Origin of the sequence: Polyangium sorediatum (assembly GCF_029946465.1) — a bacterium.
In the GTDB taxonomy this organism is placed as follows: Bacteria; Myxococcota_A; Polyangia; order Polyangiales; family Polyangiaceae; genus Polyangium; species Polyangium fumosum.
Map to the genome: position 1 here is coordinate 13,303 of NZ_JARZHI010000068.1, position 17,922 is coordinate 31,224.

Consider the following 17,922-nt stretch of genomic DNA (forward strand, 5'->3'; position numbering starts at 1 on the left):
ACCAAGTCGAGCCGTGAGCCTTCCGTGGTCACGCCATGTTCCGGGGAGTGGGAGGGCCTCTTCGCGCAGGAGCGCGCGGCGCGCCGGGGTGTGACCCGGGCCGAGGCGGTGGTCGCGGTCCGCGACGAGCGGCTCGATTCGTCCACGAAGCGCTTCGGGGCCGCCGTGCGCGCATTCGCGCCGGAGCTGCTCGGGAAGTTCTTCGGCGGCGCGGCGCCGGGGCAATTCGTGCGCAAGGGGCTGCGCTCGCAATGCGAGAAGACGCGCGACGTGCTGCTCGTCGAGGTCAAGAAGCTCAACCCCCATCACGAGCTCATCCCCTTCGCGGCCCCCCTCGGCACGGGCAGCGAAGCCGCGCTCGATGCGCTCGACGTTCGCGCCAAGGCCAAAGGAAATCGGCAACTCGTCACGAACGAGACCGACGAATGGAAAGAAGGCATCAACGCCCTGCGGATGACGACCTACGCGGAGCTGCTCAAGATCGCGACCAAGAAGAAGTTCTCCAAGTCGTGGGTCGAGTCCTTCTTCCGAAAGCCCGACGGGGCCAAGAGCGAAGAGGCGAATACGGACGCAGGCGCCGAATCCGAAGGCGAAGAGCCCTGATCAGGAGGAATGCAAGACGATCGGGAGCGAGCTCGGGCCCCGCACCAGAAGCGTGCGGTGCCAGGCCATCGGCTCGGGCCCGGGTGAGATGCGGCGTGCGTGATCGAAAAGCGCTTCCAGCGCGAGGCGCCCCTCCAGGCGCGCGAGCTGCGCGCCGAGGCAGAAGTGCACGCCGTGGCCGAAGGGCAGGTTTTTCGCGCCGGGCCGCTCCAGGTGGAACTGGCCCGCGTCGGGGAATTGGGATTCGTCGTGGTTGGCCGAGCCGACCATCACGAGCAGCGGCGCGCCTTTGGGTAGTTTCACGCCGCCGAGCTCGACCTCCGCGGTCGTCGTGCGGGGCACCGCGTGGAGCGGCGGCTCGTAGCGCAGCACCTCGTCGATGAAGGCAGGGAGGAGCGACCGATCCGCGCGAAGTTTTTCCCATAACTCCGGCCGTTCGAGGAGGATGACGAGCGAGGTGCCGAGCATGTTCACCGCGGTCTCGATGCCGCCCACGAGGAGCAGGGTCATGAAGGCAATCAGCTCGTCCTCGGTCAGCGCCTCGCCGTCGACCTTGGCCGTGAGCAGGTCACTCACGAGATCCTCGGCAGGCGCGCGCCGGCGTTCTTCCAGAAGCTCACCGAAATAACGCCGCAGGTCGGCCACGGCGTCGCGGGCGAGCTGCTTCCGATCGTGTTCGTCCGGACGCACCGTGGTGACGCCGCCGGTGATGAGGTCCGCCCATCGCTTGAGGCGCGCGTGCAGCGAGGGGGAGAGCCCCATCAGGTCGCCGATGACGAAGGCCGGGATTCGCAGGGCATAAGGCGGCATGATGTCGATCGGTTGTCCGAGCGGCAGCTCGGCGACGGCTTGTTCGGCAAAGGCCCGCACGCGTGGCTCCACCCGCGCCATGGCAAAGGTGCCGAAGGCCTTCGAGACGAGCGCGCGGAGCCGCCCGTGCTGGGGCGGATCCAGGGTGATCATCGAATCGGCGAACGGATTGCCGCCGAGCCACGGCGGGTTCACCGCCAGGCCAAAGCCGCGCGACGAAAAGAGCTCGGGATGCTTGAGGACGAAGAGGACGTCGTCGTGCCGCGTGACGGCCCACATGCCACCCGGGTCCACCTGGCAGACGGGCGCGTCGCGGCGCATGTCCGCATAAATCGGGTAGGGGTTGGTTCTGAACTCCGGCGAGAGCACGTTGTATCGAGAGGTCATGAAGGAACTCCAAGGGGGAAGGTCGACGCGCTCCGGCGCGTTTTCGCCGCCATGCCCGTGCTCCCTACCGCGACCCGGCAGAAAGGCAAACCACAGGCCGCGTTCATGATAGCGGTGGCCCTGGTCGCGTCCGGCTGTTCACGCGGGGAGAGCAAGGATCCCGCGCCTTCCGCGAAGTTGGAGGCGACCCCGGCTGCGTCCGCGTCGCCCCCCGAAGCTTCCGCCGCGGCCGCGCCGAGCGCTTCCGTCGCCGCAGCGGCCGCGCCGCCGTGCGCGGGGGCCGAGGCGCGCCCCGGCGTGGAGGCCCACGAGGGCCATATCTATTATTGCGCGGAGGATGGAGCGACGCGCAAGCTCACTGATTCGGGGAAAGACAAGTCGCCCGCGCTCTCCCCGGATGGCAAGCGGGTCGTCTTCGTGCGGGCCGAGGGGATTGCGCCGGTCGACGAGGAAGGCATGCAGCTCACCGACAATCGTATTCTGCTCCACGACCTCGCGACCGGGCAAACCCGTGAGATCGCGAAAAACGGCACGTGCCTGAGCTTGTGGTCCCCGGTCTTCGCGTTCGACGATCTGGTGTTGATCGACGCGCGGGGCTACGAGATCCCCCGGTATACCCACACGAGCGTCTGCGGCGTCGACCTGCGGGAAAAAACGCCTGTGGTGAAGGCCATCGCGGGAGGGACCGATTGCGTCGTCGCCATTCGCACCGGGCCTCATCGAGGCCACCTCTACGCCGAGGGGTGGCGTAGCCCCGGCCCCACGGAATATTACGAGATCGTCGATCGCGCCGGGCGTACCGTGCGCCCGCTCGAAGCTTCGGCCTTCACCGACGATCCCCCCGAGGGCCCGGGGGCCCAGACCGGGGCCTTCTGCCGTCCCCCACGGCGGCTCGATTTCCACAAGAAGTGAGCCCGTCATGATAGAAGGGTGGGTGATGTCCCGGAACCACAGCCTCCTTCTTGGCGCCGCGCTCTCCGCATTTTCTTTGAGCTGCAACGTCATCTCCCCTCCGCCGCTCATGCCGAACCTCGCGAGGGTCGCGCCGAACGAGCCGGGCGACACGCGGGTCATGCTCGTCGTGGGGCTCGGCGCGGGGATCTGGCTCGATGCCGGGGTCGGGGCCGAGCTGCGGGTGGAATCCCAGGTCAACGAATGGGCGACCGTGGGCGGCGGGCTCTCGGGCGCGCTCAATCTGGATGACGACGGCGACGATTCCGGGTCGGGCTTCCTCCCCCGGCACGGTCATCCGCGCTTTCTTTATGCGGCGCGGACGTGGGGACGGTTCAATCCGGGCGAGCTCGATTGGTTCGCGCTGAAGGCAGGCGCGGGGATCGCGGGCACGAACAAGGGGACGGTCGCGCTGACGCTCGACGGTGCGCCGCTCTTCGGCCATTCGTTCGAGGTCGGCGGGGAAGCGGGGAGCGCGCCCTGGCTCGTGAGCCCGTACGGCGGGCCCGTCGTGGCCCTGTCGGTCCCTCTGCGGCAGGGGGAAAACATCATGGACCAAAAAATCTCGCTCGGGCTCGGGCCCGATATGCATACGACGAGCCACAGGGAGCCGGTGCCGTTCACCACGACGTTTTTCGTGGGCGCGCAAGGAGGGCTCGCCGTGGACGCGCCCGGCGCCCCGGCCTGGACAGGGGCGCTCGAGATCCTTTCGCTGCTCGGGATCTCCGACACACATGCGGCGGTGCTCATGGGCATTGCGACGGGGCAGGGCGTGCGCGTGCGCCCGTGAGCCGAGGGCCTTCATCATCTCCGCTCGTCGCCACCTCGGCGGGGCTGCCGAGTGGCATGCCGAGCCCTTCGTTCGCGAGCTCGCGGGGCACTCCCCCGCTCCCCGAGGTGATTCCCCCCCTCCGGAACGTCGATCCCCGTATCCGACTTCACATTCCCCCTGCTCCCGGAAGTGATCCCCCTGCTCCCGGAAGTGATCCCCCTGCTCCGGAACGTGATCCCCCGTGTCCGATCGTACATTCCCCTGCTCCCCGGCGGGATCCCCCGGGGGGGATCGTCTGGTGGGGCAGGGGGAGCGCGGTCGTGGAGCGGGGGAAGCCCGAGCGTCGGGCCGAGGGATGCGGGCCCCATGGGCGTCGGAGGGAGCTGCCGTGCGACCAGGCCCCCGCGGACACACGCCGGGCGTGTCACCGATCCTGGGGAATCCCCTCTCGGACCCGACGATGGCTCCGGGAGGCGGGGGGACCTACCCCGCGCACTCCGCGCAGAGCTTCCCGAGCGTACGAATCGCGTGATCGAAGAGCTCCGACCACGGGTGCCCGCACGACAAGCGGATGTACCCCGTGAAGCGCTGCTTCGCCGAGAAGAGCGGCCCCGGCGCAATGGCAATGCCACGCGCGAGCGCGCGCTCGAAGAGCAGGAGCGCGCTCGTGCCCGGCGGCAGCTCCACCCACAAAAGGAATCCTCCCGCAGGCCGCGAAATGCGCGTTCCGGGCGGGAAATGCTCGGCCACGGCCTCGCTCACCCGCTCGACCTGCGCCGCGAGCTTGCGCCGCAGCGCGCGCAGGTGATGGTCGTAGCCGCCATTGTCGAGGAAATCCGCGACGGCCATTTGCGGCAAGGTCGCGGTGGCCACGCTCTGCGCGAACTTGAGGTGCTCGACCTCCTCGCGGAAGATGCCCGGCGCGGCCCAGCCGACACGATACCCCGGCGCCACCGTCTTCGAGAACGAGGAGCAGAGCATCACGAGGCCACGTTTGTCGAAGGCCTTGGCCGGCCGCGGGCGCTCGTCGCCGAAATGGAGGTCGCCGTAGATGTCGTCCTCGATGAGCGGGATTTCCCGCCGTCCGAGCATCTCCACGAGCTCCTCCTTCGCCTCGTCCGGCATCAAGGAGCCGAGCGGGTTGTTGAAGTTCGGGATCGCCATCACGGCGCGAATGCGGTGGCGCCCCATCGCCTCCGCGAGCGCGGAGAGATCGAGGCCCGTGCGCGGGTGCGAGGGGATCTCGATGACCCGCATGTTGAGGCTGGCGAGGAGGCGCAAGAGGCCATAATACGCGGGCGATTCGACGGCCACCGTGTCGCCCGGCCGCGTGGCTGCGCGCAGGCAGAGGTGGAGCGCCTCGGCCGCGCCGACGGTGGTGACGATGTCGTCCGTCGAGAGCGCGCAGCCCCATTCGATGGACCGACGCGCGATTTGCCGGCGCAGCGCGACGAGGCCGGGCGGCAGGTCGTAGGCCACGCCCGCGCCGCCCGCGCTCCGGGCGATGAGGCTCAAGGAGCGGTTCAGCCGCTCGGTCGGCAAGAGCTCGGGATCGAGGAACCCCGCGCCGAGCGGCACGATGCTCGGATCTCGGCCGGCGCCGTAGAGCCTCGCGACGAGGGTTCCGATGCTCGGGCGGCTCGTGGTCGTGCACGCGCGCGCCGCGCGGGGCTCGGGCGGGAGCGGCGCGCGGCGCGCCCGCACGTAATGTCCCGACTGGGGCCGCGCCTCGATGACCCCACGATTCTCGAGCTCGAGGTAGGCCTGCAGGACCGTCGCGATGCTGACGCCCTGCTGGCGCGCGAGCCGCCGCACCGAGGGGATCCGATCACCGGGGCGGAGCGTGCCCCGCTCGATCAGCTCCTCGATGTGCGCGGCGACGCGCTCGTAAAGAAGCCCCTGCCCGGCGGCGACGGTTTCTTGCTGCACGAGGGCCGAGGATACCGCGCGTGGGCCTCCCGCGCACCGGTACAGTTGCCGCGGGCGTCGACCAGCACAGCACGGGTTTCGTTCGACTGTACCGGTCGCACATGCCGAGCAACTGCATCTGTGCCGGCTGCCGGTCCGGGGTCAAGCTTGGGGTATGATGACCGTGCCAAGGTTTCGCGCGGGCGTGGCTCCCTTGACGCCGCACCCTGTCGAGCTCGATCTTGCCAAAGGTGCGTTGTGGGCGCAGAAGCTCCGGGGGCCGTTCGCCCTCGCGTGTACGAGCGGCTCGGTCTGGCTCACGCGCGAGGGTGATCCGGACGACGTGGTGCTCTCGGCGGGCGGCTGCTACCGTGGCGCCGATCAAGGGCTCGTGGTGGTCGAGGCCCTTTCGCGGGCGCACATCACGGTGTCGAGAGAAGGTGTCTCCGGGAAGCTTCGGCGGGTCCTCGCGGCCTTGCGGCAGCAATGGCTCGTCTTGGTCTCGCTCTTTTCCCTCTACGTCATCTGGGGCTCGACGTACCTCGGGATGCACATCGCGCTGGAGACGCTGCCGCCGTTTTACATGGGCGGCACGCGGTTCGTGCTGGCGGGAGGCATTCTGTACGGGGCGCTGCGGCTGCGCGGCGAGGCCGCGCCGACGCGGAGGCAATGGGCCGGGGCCGCGCTCGTGGGCGCGCTCTTGCTCGCCTGTGGCAATGGGTTTCTCGCGATCGGGCAGCAGCGGGGGTGGGTGAGCTCGGGCGTGGCCGCGGTCGTCGTGACGACGATGCCGCTCTGGGTCGCCGTGCTCGGCAGCGCCGCGGCGTTCGTGCAGCGCCGGAGGGGCCGCGAAGGCTCGTCCGCCGCGCCTTCGGCCGGAGAATGGACGGGCCTCCTGGTCGGCTTCACGGGCGCCGCGCTCTTGCACCTCGGCGGCGCGATGGGCGGCTCGACGGGCGGGCTCTTGCTGATGATGCTGTCGCCGTTCGCCTGGGCGCTCGGCTCGCTCTTCAGCCGATCGATGGACCTGCCGAAGGGCCTCATGGCCTCGGCCGCGCAGATGATCGCGGGCGGCGTGATCATGCTCTCCCTCGCGCCGGTTCTTGGTGAGTCGTTTCCGGTCGCGCCCTCGGCCCGCTCGCTCGCGGCGCTCGCGTATCTGACGGTGTTCGGCTCGATCGTGGGGTTCTCCGCGTACGGCTACCTCATCCGGAACACGCGGCCGGCCATTGCGACGAGTTATGCGTACGTGAATCCGCTCGTCGCCATCGCGCTCGGGATCTGGCTCGGCGGCGAGGCGGCCTCGGCGACGACGTGGCTCGCGGCGATCATCGTGATCGCGGGCGTCGTGATCGTGTCGGTCGCGCGGGCGCGGCCGTCGAGGTCGTGATCCGCAAAGCGTCAGGCCTTCGGGGCGCAGCCGCTGTGCGCGTGCGCCTCGGGATCACACGTGCAATCGACGCAGCCGTGCTCGGCGCAGGTCCCGCAGGAGATGGCGACCTGCTTCCGTAACGCCTCGCGCGCGCGGAAGACGCGCACGGCCGCGTTCGAGGGCGTGATGCCCTGCTCGTCGGCGAAGTCCTTCACCGCGACGCCCTCCACCTCGATGCGCTCGAGCGCGGCGCGGTATTCGGGTTTGAGCGTCTTCGCGAGGCGCGTGACGCATTGGCAGATCGCGCCGCGGACCTCCTGGTTCGGCTCGGCGTGATCCTCGACCTCGGAGGCGAAGGCGTCGAGCGCGCGGCGCGCGGAGCCCTGGCGGCGGCGGTGATCGACGACGGCGTTGCGCAGGAGGCGGTAGAACCAGGCGATCGCGGATTCGTCCTTCTGGAGCGTGTCGAGGCGCTGGAGCCCACGCGTGAACGCCTCTTGCAGGATGTCCTCGGCGAGGGCGCGGTCCCCGAGGCGGCGTTCGAGGAACGCCAGAAACTCCCGGTGGTTGTCGACGAGGACACGCGCGACGTCGCCCTCCATGGGCAAGGCGGCGGTCGTCTCCGAGGTCGGGCGAGGATCGGCCATGGGCTCGTTTGTCCCCTCGGTGGGCGCTTCTGTCAACGTGGCGCGTTTGCTCATTGGTTCGCGCCGTACGCGCGCAGCCGCAAGGAGCTGAGGAGGACGGACACGCTCGACAGGCTCATGGCCGCGCTCGCCAGCACCGGCGAGAGGAGCCAGCCAGTCAGCGGATAGAGCGCGCCCGCGGCGATGGGGATGCCGAGCACGTTGTAGGCGAAGGCCCAGAAGAGGTTTCGGCGGATGGTGCGCAGCGTGGCGCGCGCGAGGCCGAGCGCGGTGGGGAGAGAGGCGATTCCGCCGCGGAGCAGGGCGATGTCGGCCGCGGCGACCGCGATGTCGGTGCCGCTCGCGACCGCGATGCCGACGTGGGCGCCGGCGAGCGCCGGAGCGTCATTGATGCCGTCGCCGACCATCGCGACGACGCGCCCGCTTGCGCGCGCTTCGGACACGATTCGTGCTTTGTCCTCGGGCCGCACGTCCGCGTGCAGCTCGTCGATCCCGAGCGATCGCGCCACGGCGCGCGCGGTGGCCTCGCGATCGCCCGTCGCCATGGCGACACGCACGCCGAGCGCGTGCAGGGCGGCGACGGCTTCTTTCGCCTCCGCCGTCGGCAGATCCGCGACCGCGACGAGGCCGGCGAGCTTGCCCTCGATGGCGACGAAGGAAGGCGTGTTCCCGCCCTGCGCGAGCGCGTCCGCAGCTTCTTCGAGGGGGGAGGCATCGATGCCGTGCTCCGCGAGGTAACGCGTGGTGCCGATGCGAACCTCGCGCCCCGCGACACGCGCGATCACGCCGCGCCCCGCGTCCGCGCGGAAGTCCTCGGGGGCCACGAGGGCGAGGCCTCGCGCGCGCGCCCCGTCGACGAGGGCTTTTGCGACCGGATGCTCACTCCCGAGCTCGGCGGATCCCACGAGGTGGAGGAGCTCGATGTCGCTGAAGATCGGCAGGGGCTGCACGGCCGAGAGCGTGGGCCGTCCGGCCGTGACCGTTCCCGTTTTGTCGAGGATCACCGTGTCCACGCGGCTCGCCGCTTCGAGCGCGGTGCCGCCCTTCACGAGCACGCCGAGCTCGGCGCCGCGGCCCGTGCCCACGGCGACGGCCGCAGGCGTGGCGAGGCCGAGCGCGCAGGGGCAAGCAATGACGAGCACCGCGACGAACCGCTCGACCGCAGCGGCGAGGCCCGTCGCGGAAGGGTCGACGAAGAGCCACGCGGCAAACGCGACGGTCGCGATGCCGAGCACCACCGGGACGAAGACCCCGCTGACCGTGTCCGCGAGGCGCGCAATGGGCGCTTTCGAGCCCTGGGCTTCTTCGACGGCCACGGCGATCTGCGCGAGCGTGGTCTCCGCGCCGGTCTTCGTGATGCGCACCGTGAGCTGTCCGCTCTGGTTCAGCGTGCCGCCGAACACAGCGGATCCTGCGGTTTTGTCGACGGGCAGGCTCTCGCCGGTGAGCATCGATTCGTCGACGGCCGACGCGCCGGAGACCACGTCGCCGTCGCTCGGCAGGCGTTCGCCGGGACGAACCCGCACGAGGTCGCCCGGCGCGAGCTGGGAAAGCGGGATCTCCTCCTCGACGTCGCCGCGCAGGCGCCGCGTGGTGTTCGGCTGGAGCGCGACGAGCCCGCGTACGGCGTCGGTGAGGCGTTTTTTCGCGCGGGTTTCGAGGAGCTTGCCGAGAAGGACGAAGCTCACGATGGCGCCGACGGCCTCGAAATAGACGTGCGGGCGCTGGCCGTGCGCGGCGTGCGGGAAGAGGCTGGGCGCGAGGACGGCGATCGCGGAGTAGACCCACGCGGCGCCAGTCCCGAGGCCCACGAGCGTGTTCATGTCGGCGGCGTGATGCCGGAGCGCGGCCCAGGCGAGGCGGAAGAAGCGGCGGCCGGGGCCGAGGATCACGGCGGTCGCGAGGGCGAGCTGCACGAAGCGCCCGAGGGGCCCGTCCGCGCCGGGGATGCGGCCGTGGGACATGCCGAGGACGAGCAGCGGGACGGAGAGCCCAAGCGCAAGGGCGAAGTCGCGCCGGAGCCCGCGGCGCTCGTGGTCGAGGCTCGCGTCGGCGGCGTGGGTTCGTTCGATCGGCGCGGCGGCGGAGGTGGCCGGCGCGGCTGCGGGTTGCGGGACGGTGTAGCCCGCGCGTTCGATGGCGGTGACGAGCGCGTTGGGGTCGGAGGCCGCGGGATCGTACGTGACCGTGGCCGTGCGCGTGACGAGGTTGACTTTGGCCTCGTGGACGCCGTGGGTCGTGAGCAAGGCGCGCTCGATGCGCCGCACGCAGGCGGCGCAGGTCATGCCTTCGACGGGCAGGTCGATACGGTGGGCCGCGGCGGCGGAAGGTTCGGGGAGGAGGGCGGGGGCGGATGCGGTCGACATGAAACCTCGCTGTCGACCGGCGCAGACGCGCTCCGGCCCGGCGCATTACACCGGCGGAGGGGGTGAAATGAAAGGCAGGCGGCTGCGTCTTCGGGGTGTGGGCGGCGAACGGGCCGCTCCCGGAAGAAGGAAAGACGCCATGAACGAAACGTTGCTCCACGTCGAGGGGATGAGCTGCCCCTCCTGCATTCGCCACATCGACAGCGCGCTGCGCGGGATCCAGGGCGTCGAGAAGGTGGACGTGAAGCTCCGCGAGGGCACCGTCCTCGTGACGCACGACCCGTCGAGCGCGCCGACGAATGCGCTCATCGAGGCGCTGCGCGATGCCGGGTATACGTCGCGCCCCCGCGCTGCCTGATGCGCGGGCGAGCGCGCCGGAGCTCTCGGCCCTCCCCGCGAGCTCCGGCGCTTCGTGCGTCACCCGCAGGAACCTTCCCCGCAGCTCATCTGTGCGCCGTGCTTTTGCGCGGCCGTCGGGGTCGTCGCAGGGGCCGGCGCGGGCTTTTCGGCAGGCTCGACCGGGGTCGCGGTCACGGGCGACGGGGGAGGTGCCGCAGCGGGTTTTGCCGCGACCTTTGCAGGAGCCGCGGAGGGCGGGGGCGTTGCGCTCGGGGGCGCGGGGGTGATGGCCGCAGGTGTCGCGGCTGCGGGCATGTCGTGGGCCGGCGGAGGCATTGCGGCGGGGGCCTCGGCCACAGGTTTCACGTCCGGGCCGTCCGTCGGCGCCGGGGACGTGGTGCAACCGGCGAGCAGGGCGCCCGCCCCGAGGGCGGCCAGCGCCTCGTAGATACGCTTTGCATGCATGACCAAGCTCCTTCACGTGGTGCAGGGGTACGACCCTGCCGACGCAGGAGGGCGCCGCCCATTACAGCCGTCCGTCGTGCGCCCGTGACAGCTCCCCCGCGGCCCGGCGGGGCCCCTTGAAACCAAACACGAAGGGTGTAGACATGGATCATGGCGCGACGGGAAGGCCTGTTCGTCCGGCGGTCCGTTTGTCTGGGCCTGTTCCTCCTCAGCGGGTGCGGAGGCGCGCCCACGACGCCGGCGAGCGGCGCGACGGGGGATACCCCGGCGGTGCATTATTCCTTTGAGGTCGACCCCGAGCTGCGCACGCTTTCGGCCACGGTGTGTCCCCGGGATCTGCGGTTCACCCACCTGCGCATGACGACGCCCGAGCTCCTCGATCGCGTGCGCCGGCCGCGCCTCGTGCAGGCCACGGGCGACGTGCCGCTCGCATTCGAGGAGGACGCCGTTCCCATTGCATCGATGGCGGACGGCGCTTGCATCGGGTACGACGTGGACCTGGGGCCGCCGGGGGAGGGGTTCTGGATCACGCACGGGGATGCCCACGTGCTCGCGGCGCCCGATGTCTGGTTGCTCGCGCCGGAGCCCAGGCCCCCCGGGACGCGCTTGACGGCGAGCTTCACGCTCCCGCCAGGCGTTCACGCCGCCGTCCCCTGGCCCGGGGATCCACGAGGGTATCGTGTGCCGGAGACCGCATTCACGATGCGTGGCGCGGGTGCCTTTGGAAAACTCGAACGGGAGACGGTGCGCGTGGGCGGGGCCGAGCTCGATCTCGTCTCGCTCGGTGGCGGGTTCGGCGCGCGGGCGCCGCTCGTCACGCAATGGATGCAGAGGAGCGCGTCCGCGCTGACCCACCTCCACGACGGGTTTCCCGTTCCGCGCGTGATGGCGCTGCTCATCCCGCAGCCGGGATCGGACGTCGGATTCGGCATGGCGCTGCGCGGCGGCGGACCGACGGTGATGATCCTGGTGGGATCGTCCATCACGCCCGAGGCGCTCGACGCGGAGTGGACGGCCGTGCACGAGCTCTTCCATCTGTCGGCGCCGCGGTTCCAGTCAAAGGACGTCTGGCTGTCGGAAGGGCTCGCGACGTATTACACGTACATCCTGATGGCGCGGGCGGGGATGACGAAGGAACAGGGCGCCTGGGACGATTTGCAGGACGGCTTTCGGCGGGGGAGCCGCCGCGGGACAGGGCGTACGCTGCGGCAGGAGAGCATCGACATGCACGAGACACACGCCTACCAGCGCGTGTATTGGGCTGGCGCGGCCCTTTCGCTCCTCGCGGACGTCGAGCTGCGGAAGCGGGGCGTCGAAGGCGGCCTCGATGGACCGCTGCGCGAGCTCGCGCGCTGTTGTGCCCGATCCGAGGAGGCGTGGTCTGCCGAGCAGTTCGCCGCGTTCGTCGATCAAAAGACGGGTCAAGCCGTCATGGGGCCGCTCTTCGAGCGGTACATCGATCGAGCGGATTTTCCCGAGACGGCCGAGATCCTCGCGGCCCTCGGCGTGAAGGGGGCCGGGCGGGAGATGACGCTCGCCGCGGATGCCCCGCGCGCCGGCGTGCGGAGCGCGATGATGGCGCCGCGCGCCGGGGGCACGGGTCCCTGAGCGCGCCTTGGCTCAGGCGGCTTCGGGTTTTGGCGTGGCCTCCGCGGGCGCGCGGCGCTCGATGTTCCGGCGGAAGACGAGCATGCAGACCGGCGCCGCGATCGTCATGAGCCCGATCACGAGCCACATCGGCTGCGAGTCCCGCGGGCCGGTCTGTGGGCAATACACGCTGAGCAGGTAGCCGCTGAGGAAGCCCACGAAAGGTTTGGCGAGGAACAGGGGAATCTCCGAGAGCCCCATGTAGCTCGACTCGCGCCCGGGCGGGGCGATCGTCGCCGTGTATTCGTAGAGCCGCGGCGACCAGAGCGCCTCGCCGATCGAGAGCAGGACGATGAACACCACGCTCGCGGCCACGGTCGTCGAGACGGCCATCGCGAGCACGGAGAACGCGGTGATCGTCGCGCCGATCGTGATCACGGGGTAGGGCGGGTACCTGCGCGTGAGCGCCGTCGCCACCGGCGTGAGGACGATGATCATGGCGGGGTTGATCGACCAGTAATACGCGAACGGGAAATCCTGCCCGAACTCGCGGAGCGTGTACTTCGGCCAGGTCAAATGCGCGTGCTGGAGGACGAGGCGGACGAACGTGAGCAGCGCGATGAACCCCAGGAAGATCCAGAAGGACGGCTCGCGCAGCACCTCGCGGGCGATCATGAGCGGGTTTTTCGTGGGCTTGTCCGAGGACGCCGCCGGCTTCGCCTCGCGCATCGAGAGCGCGAGGACGACATTGACGCAGGAGACGACGAACCCGACGAGGAAGACCATCTGGCTCGACGAGAAGGTGACCCCGGCGATCGTCGCGCCGCCCTTGAACCACTTGCGGAACTCGGTGATGAGCGGCCCTTGGGCGAGGGAGCCGATGTTCATGAGCACATAATAAAACGAGAACGCGAACGAGACCGTCGCCGGGGTCGTGTAGCTGCGCACGGCCGCGTTCATCGTGGGCTTCATGCACGCAATGCCCCAGACCGATGCGGCGAGCGACGCATAAATGGTCATCTTGTCGCCGGCGAACGCGAGCATGCCCCGGCCGACGGCGGTGGAGAGCGCCGCGATCACGAGCGCCCGCCGGATCCCGAGGCCATCGGCGATGAAGCCCGCAAAGAACATGACGAGGCTGATGACCGTGAGCCAGGTGCCCGCGACCGAGCCGGCGGCGGTATCGGAGAAGCCGTGGTCGTCCGACAAGAAAATCACGAGGAGCGACCAGATGGCGAAATACGCGACGGACTCGAGGAGCTTCATCGCGTACACGGTCCACAGCTCGCGCGGAGAGGCGGCGAGCGCGCGCAGATCGGCCGAGAGAGAGCCATCGGCGCGCGCTTCGGGAGGGGCAGCCATGCGCGAACGATACACGCGCCGCGGCCGGAATCCGTTTGTGTTCGAATCGCTCGGGCGGATTCGCCTGGTATCGAGAGCTGCCCCGCACCCCCTGCCGCTTTCCCCCTCCTGACCGCGGAAGCCCCTCGCGCGGACGATGCTTTCCCGAGGGGGCGATCGGCAGGTTCGCGCTGCCCCCCGTGTTGGTGCGGACCGGCACCTACCGTGGGCCGTCGATGCCAGGGGGGACGTATCTCGCTTGCCTGATCCACGAAGGCCGCCCACCTTCGTCTCCGCAGGAGTGTCCTCCATGAACCGTGAAGACTCGCCCTTCGAGATCGTTCGTCATCCGCTGAAGGTTCGCCGTTTGGTCGTCGCCCACGTCCGCGAGCTCTCGCCGCGGATGCGTCGCATCACGCTCGGCGGTCCCGAACTCGAGGGCTTCGTCTCCCTGGCACCGGAGGATCACGTAAAACTCTTGTTCCCCGCCGAGGGACAGTCCGAGCCTGCGCTGCCCATCGTCGACGAGCGCGGCGAAATTCGGCCGCCGCCGGGCGCGCGTCCGATCGCACGCGACTACACCATCCGGGCGCGGCACGCGGACACCATCGACGTCGACTTCTTGTTGCACGGGCATGGCGTCGCCTCCTCCTGGGCGGCGCGCGCGACGCCGGGCGACGTGCTGGGCCTCGCCGGGCCGCGTGGCTCGCGCTTGCTCCGGCTGCAACCGGCGTGGCAGCTCTTCGTGGGCGACGAGACGGCGCTGCCGGAGATGGTACGTCGCCTGGAGGAGACGCCGTCGACCGTGCACAACTTCGTGGTCGCGCTGGTGGAGGACACGAACGACCAGGCCGCGTGGCCCGAGCTCGCCCGGCCGGGCGTGGAGACCCGCTGGGTGCACCGCGCGGAGGGGGGCGGAGCGGGGGACATGGCCCAGCGGCTCGGGGACATCGTGCGCGCGGCCGAGCTTCGTGATCCGGGCGAGGGATTCGCCTGGCTCGCGGGGGAGGCCTCCGAAACCTCTGCGGTGATGCGCGTGCTCCTGCGCGAGCGAGGCTTCGCGCGCGCACGGATCCACGCCTCGGGGCACTGGAAGCGCGGCGTGGTCGCGCACGATCATCACGAGCCGCTGAGCTGACGCACGCTCCCCGCGCGGGTCGGCGCGGGCCACCTCCTTCTGCACGCCGCGGTCGCGCGCCTTTCGTTCGCGACGTGAGCGAGCGTTCTATTTTTGCCGCGTCCTCTTTTTGATATTGACTTTCATTCGCAACGAAACCTACGAGCCTCCGTATGCGCACTGTGGCTCTGGCTCTGTCTCTGGCGACGACGATGCTCGTGGGATGTGGACATGCAGGCTCGCGAGGCGACCGGCTCGCCCAGGGCGTCCCCCGCACCGAGGCCTGGTGTGGGCCGGGCGTCGCTGCCTTCGACTGCGACCGCCGCGCGATCCTCGCGATGGCCGGCAACTACCGCGTGTCGTTCCACTTCGACGAGACGACGCTCCTCGAACCGGGCTACCTCCCGCGCCCTGTGAAGGACGTGACCGGCACGGAGGCGGTGGTGGTGGTGAGCGACGAGCCGCGGCGCATCGAGCTCCAGCACCTGCTGGTGCTCCCCGCGGGCATGGTGGTCAAGCACTGGCGCCAGGTGTGGGTCTACGAGGCGCCCGAGCATTTCCGGTTCCTCGGCGCGCAGCAGTTCGACCGGCGCACGCGGAGCGAGCAGGAACGCGCGGGCACGTGGACCCAGCTCGTCTACGAAGTCAACGATGCGCCCCGTTACGCCGGCAGCGGCGCCTGGGTGCACCAGAAGAGCTCGTCGACCTGGACCTCGGAGACGACGCTGCGCCCGCTCCCGCGCCGCGAGTACTCCTCGCGTAAGGACTACGACGTCATCATCGCCGAGAACCGGCACACCATCACGCCGCTCGGCTGGACCCACGAGCAGGACAACACCAAGGTCATCCGCCGCGACGGCGCCGAGCGGCCGCTGGTTCGGGAGTTCGGCTTCAACGAGTACACCCGCATCGCCGATCCGCTGAGCTCCGCGCAGCGCTACTGGAAGGAGACCGCCCCGTTCTGGGCCGCGGTGCGCGGCCGCTGGGAGACGCACCTCGCGGATGGAGCGCTGTCGCTGGCCTACCCCGTCCACGAGGAGACGCTGCTCATCGACGTGCTCAAGCGCGCCGAGTCGTTCCGCAGCACCCCCGATCTCGCAGAAGCCGAGCGCTGGCTCGACGCGCACTTCGCGAAGATGGTGCGCGCCGATCCCGCGCCCGCGCCCGCGCCCGCGCCCGCGCCCGCCGTGGCCCTCGCGGGGCCGGGGGCCCGGAACGTTCCTTAGAAAGGACCACGGGGCAGAGCGCGTCGACGAGCGCCAGGAGGTCGTCGACGCGCGCCAGGAGGACCTCGACGAGCGCCAGGAGGACCTCGACGAGCGCCAGGAGGTCCTCGACCCGGTCGAGGAGATCACTCGACCTCTGCCAGGAGGTCCCTCGACCTCCGCCAGGAGATCGTCGACCTCTGCCAGGAGGTCGTCGACGAGCGCCAGGAGGTCGTCGACGAGCGCCAGGAGGTCGTCGACGAGCGCCAGGAGGTCCTCGACGGGCGCCAGGAGGTCACTCGACCTCCGCCAGAAGGTCCTCGACCTCCGCCAGAAGATCCCTCCGATTCGATCCAGTCGAACACGGTCGATTCCGGCAGCGAGGGCGAGGCCTTCAATGCCGCGGCGGGCTCGGTGCAGGTCGTATGCCCCATGCAATGTCCCGCCCCGGGCCGCCGCGGAGAACCACCTTGCTCCCGCGGCGCCGGCCGCCATACACTTGGTTCATGCGAATGAACCAGGTCACCGTGCCGGCCACGGACATCGCCGCCTCGATTGCCTTCTACCAGGCGCTCGGCTTGCGGCTGATCGTGCGCGCCGACCACTACGCGCGCTTCGAATGCCCCGACGCGGCCGGCGGCGAGCCGGCCACGTTCTCGTTGCACCTCCAGACCACGCCGCCCGGAAAGGACGGCGTGGTCGTTTATTTCGAGGAGGACGATCTCGACGCGACGGTCGAGCGCCTATCGAAGGCGGGCCTCACCTTCGACGTGCTTCCCACGGACCAGCGCTGGCTCTGGCGCGAGGCGTACCTCACGGATCCAGCGGGCAACCGGGTATGTCTCTATCGGGCCGGGGAGGCGCGACGTTTTCCGCCCTGGCGATTGCAGGGTTCCTGAGGTTACCCGCTTTCTTGGGCGATCGTCGCCAGCATCGTCCGGGAGAACTCGATCACGCTTTCATTTCCCGTCGTGAGTCCCCACTTCGCCCCGAGCGCGGGGAACGCGGCCCAGCGCTCGGCGGCGTGCGCGGCGAGTCCACTCCACGTCGTGCCTCCGGCCGCCTCGAACCGCTCGATACACGATTCGAGCGCGGCCTTGCCGAACGTGCCGACGAAGAGCGCGAAATCGATCGACGGATCCCCGAGGTGGGCCTCGGTCCAGTCGAGGATCCCCGTCAACCGACCCTCCTCGTCGAGCAGCAGATGGCCCGGGTGGAGATCGCCGTGCACCAGGGCGCGGTGGCGCGGCCAGATCGCGTCATTCGCGAGCCAGCGTTGCCAGCGCGCCCAGACCACCTCGGACGGCGCGAGCACGGCGCGTGTATCGTCCATGGCACGGGCGATCTCGGCGCGGGCCTCGTCGATCGATTTCGTGGGAACACCCGCCGCCTCGATCGCACGGGCGTCCACCTTCTGGAGTGCCGCGAGGGCCTCGGCGAACGACGTGATGAACACGGCCGCGGGGGCTTGTGGATCGATACGATTCCAGACGACGCCGGCCGCGGGATCCATGGTGACGGCCGGGACGCCGCCGAGGCGCGGGTAGGCGATCACCTGATCGGTGAACACACGCCAATGCGGCACGGCGACGGGCAGGTGCGCGCGCACGAGGTCGAGCACCCGCGCTTCGACGCGCGCGGCGGAGGCCACGGACAAGCGCCGCGGCGTCCGCACGACCCACGGCACGCCTTCCTCGTCGTGGGCGTGCACCACGAGGAAATCGAGGCCACTTCGATCGAAATCGGCCATTTCGGTCGTGACCCGGAGCCCCGCGCGGCGCGCGGCCGCGAGGAGCGCGGGGGCAGAATCGAGTGGCTCGAAGGACGAAGATGTCGCGGACGAGAGATTGTTACCTTCAGTCATGAAAAACTCCTCTTCGCGCGCCCGAAGGCGCATACGGAAGGGGAAGACGCGCAACGCGCCGTCTCACGACCGGCAGCTCAAGAGAGAGCATTCACCGTGGGCTGCCAGGCTGCCGGCGTGAGCCACCGCGCCCCGTCTTCCCCGGGGGAAGCGGGCACGGACAAGCACCCACGCGCTCGCTGCATCGA

Annotated in this window: 16 protein-coding genes; 9 read left to right on the forward strand and 7 right to left on the reverse strand. The window is 70.0% G+C overall.

Annotated features, from left to right (window positions below):
* Positions 1-24: 24 nt before the first annotated feature.
* Positions 25-603 (forward strand): hypothetical protein, encoded by a 579-nt coding sequence (locus tag QHF89_RS40615; protein ID WP_136972468.1) that lies wholly within the window; start codon positions 25-27, stop codon positions 601-603.
* Here the strand turns inward: QHF89_RS40615 and QHF89_RS40620 are convergent, their stop codons facing one another.
* Positions 604-1,800, reverse strand: coding sequence for a cytochrome P450 (locus QHF89_RS40620; protein WP_136972469.1), 1,197 nt, complete (start codon positions 1,798-1,800; stop codon positions 604-606). It abuts the gene before it with no gap.
* Positions 1,801-1,851: 51 nt separating this feature from the next.
* Here QHF89_RS40620 and QHF89_RS40625 point away from each other — a divergent pair, with 51 nt between their 5' ends.
* Both QHF89_RS40625 and QHF89_RS40630 read left to right on the forward strand, forming a co-directional pair.
* On the forward strand, positions 1,852-2,712 hold the full coding sequence (locus QHF89_RS40625; RefSeq protein ID WP_136972470.1) for a PD40 domain-containing protein: 861 nt from the start codon (positions 1,852-1,854) through the stop codon (positions 2,710-2,712).
* Positions 2,713-2,737: 25 nt separating this feature from the next.
* Positions 2,738-3,541, forward strand: a complete 804-nt coding sequence (locus QHF89_RS40630; protein WP_136972471.1) for a hypothetical protein — start codon at positions 2,738-2,740, stop codon at positions 3,539-3,541.
* 465 nt (positions 3,542-4,006) lie between these two features.
* On the opposite strand, the gene QHF89_RS40635 is transcribed toward QHF89_RS40630, so the two are convergent.
* Positions 4,007-5,452 carry an aminotransferase-like domain-containing protein gene (locus tag QHF89_RS40635; protein ID WP_136972472.1) on the reverse strand — a complete coding sequence of 482 codons (1,446 nt, stop codon included), beginning with the start codon at positions 5,450-5,452 and terminating at the stop codon, positions 4,007-4,009.
* Between the two features lie 184 nt (positions 5,453-5,636).
* Here QHF89_RS40635 and yedA point away from each other — a divergent pair, with 184 nt between their 5' ends.
* Positions 5,637-6,821, forward strand: coding sequence for a drug/metabolite exporter YedA (gene yedA, locus QHF89_RS40640; protein ID WP_284721571.1), 1,185 nt, complete (start codon positions 5,637-5,639; stop codon positions 6,819-6,821).
* Positions 6,822-6,832: 11 nt separating this feature from the next.
* Here yedA and QHF89_RS40645 read toward each other — a convergent pair whose 3' ends face one another.
* Both QHF89_RS40645 and QHF89_RS40650 read right to left on the reverse strand, forming a co-directional pair.
* Entirely contained in the window at positions 6,833-7,450 is a 618-nt protein-coding gene (locus QHF89_RS40645) for an RNA polymerase sigma factor (protein WP_136972473.1), read from the reverse strand.
* A 50-nt stretch (positions 7,451-7,500) separates the two neighbouring features.
* A complete protein-coding gene (locus tag QHF89_RS40650; protein WP_136972474.1) occupies positions 7,501-9,816 on the reverse strand; it encodes a heavy metal translocating P-type ATPase in 2,316 nt (771 codons plus the stop codon).
* A 139-nt stretch (positions 9,817-9,955) separates the two neighbouring features.
* On the opposite strand from QHF89_RS40650, the gene QHF89_RS40655 reads away from it, so the two are divergent.
* Entirely contained in the window at positions 9,956-10,174 is a 219-nt protein-coding gene (locus tag QHF89_RS40655) for a heavy-metal-associated domain-containing protein (RefSeq protein WP_136972475.1), read from the forward strand.
* Positions 10,175-10,233: 59 nt separating this feature from the next.
* On the opposite strand, the gene QHF89_RS40660 is transcribed toward QHF89_RS40655, so the two are convergent.
* Positions 10,234-10,620 carry a hypothetical protein gene (locus QHF89_RS40660; RefSeq protein WP_136972476.1) on the reverse strand — a complete coding sequence of 129 codons (387 nt, stop codon included), beginning with the start codon at positions 10,618-10,620 and terminating at the stop codon, positions 10,234-10,236.
* Positions 10,621-10,770: 150 nt separating this feature from the next.
* Here QHF89_RS40660 and QHF89_RS40665 point away from each other — a divergent pair, with 150 nt between their 5' ends.
* Entirely contained in the window at positions 10,771-12,228 is a 1,458-nt protein-coding gene (locus QHF89_RS40665; RefSeq protein WP_136972477.1) for a M61 family metallopeptidase, read from the forward strand.
* A gap of 12 nt (positions 12,229-12,240) precedes the next feature.
* Here QHF89_RS40665 and QHF89_RS40670 read toward each other — a convergent pair whose 3' ends face one another.
* Positions 12,241-13,569 (reverse strand): MFS transporter, encoded by a 1,329-nt coding sequence (locus tag QHF89_RS40670; RefSeq protein WP_284721572.1) that lies wholly within the window; start codon positions 13,567-13,569, stop codon positions 12,241-12,243.
* 289 nt (positions 13,570-13,858) lie between these two features.
* Here QHF89_RS40670 and QHF89_RS40675 point away from each other — a divergent pair, with 289 nt between their 5' ends.
* From QHF89_RS40675 to QHF89_RS40685, 3 genes are all read left to right on the forward strand, one after another.
* Positions 13,859-14,686, forward strand: coding sequence for a siderophore-interacting protein (locus QHF89_RS40675; RefSeq protein WP_284721573.1), 828 nt, complete (start codon positions 13,859-13,861; stop codon positions 14,684-14,686).
* Positions 14,687-14,838: 152 nt separating this feature from the next.
* Positions 14,839-15,891: a DUF6607 family protein gene (locus QHF89_RS40680; protein WP_136972480.1), complete on the forward strand. Its 1,053-nt coding sequence runs from the start codon at positions 14,839-14,841 to the stop codon at positions 15,889-15,891.
* A 485-nt stretch (positions 15,892-16,376) separates the two neighbouring features.
* A complete protein-coding gene (locus QHF89_RS40685) occupies positions 16,377-16,769 on the forward strand; it encodes a VOC family protein (protein ID WP_136972482.1) in 393 nt (130 codons plus the stop codon).
* A gap of 2 nt (positions 16,770-16,771) precedes the next feature.
* On the opposite strand, the gene QHF89_RS40690 is transcribed toward QHF89_RS40685, so the two are convergent.
* On the reverse strand, positions 16,772-17,734 hold the full coding sequence (locus tag QHF89_RS40690; RefSeq protein ID WP_136972483.1) for a macrolide 2'-phosphotransferase: 963 nt from the start codon (positions 17,732-17,734) through the stop codon (positions 16,772-16,774).
* Positions 17,735-17,922 lie beyond the last annotated feature (188 nt).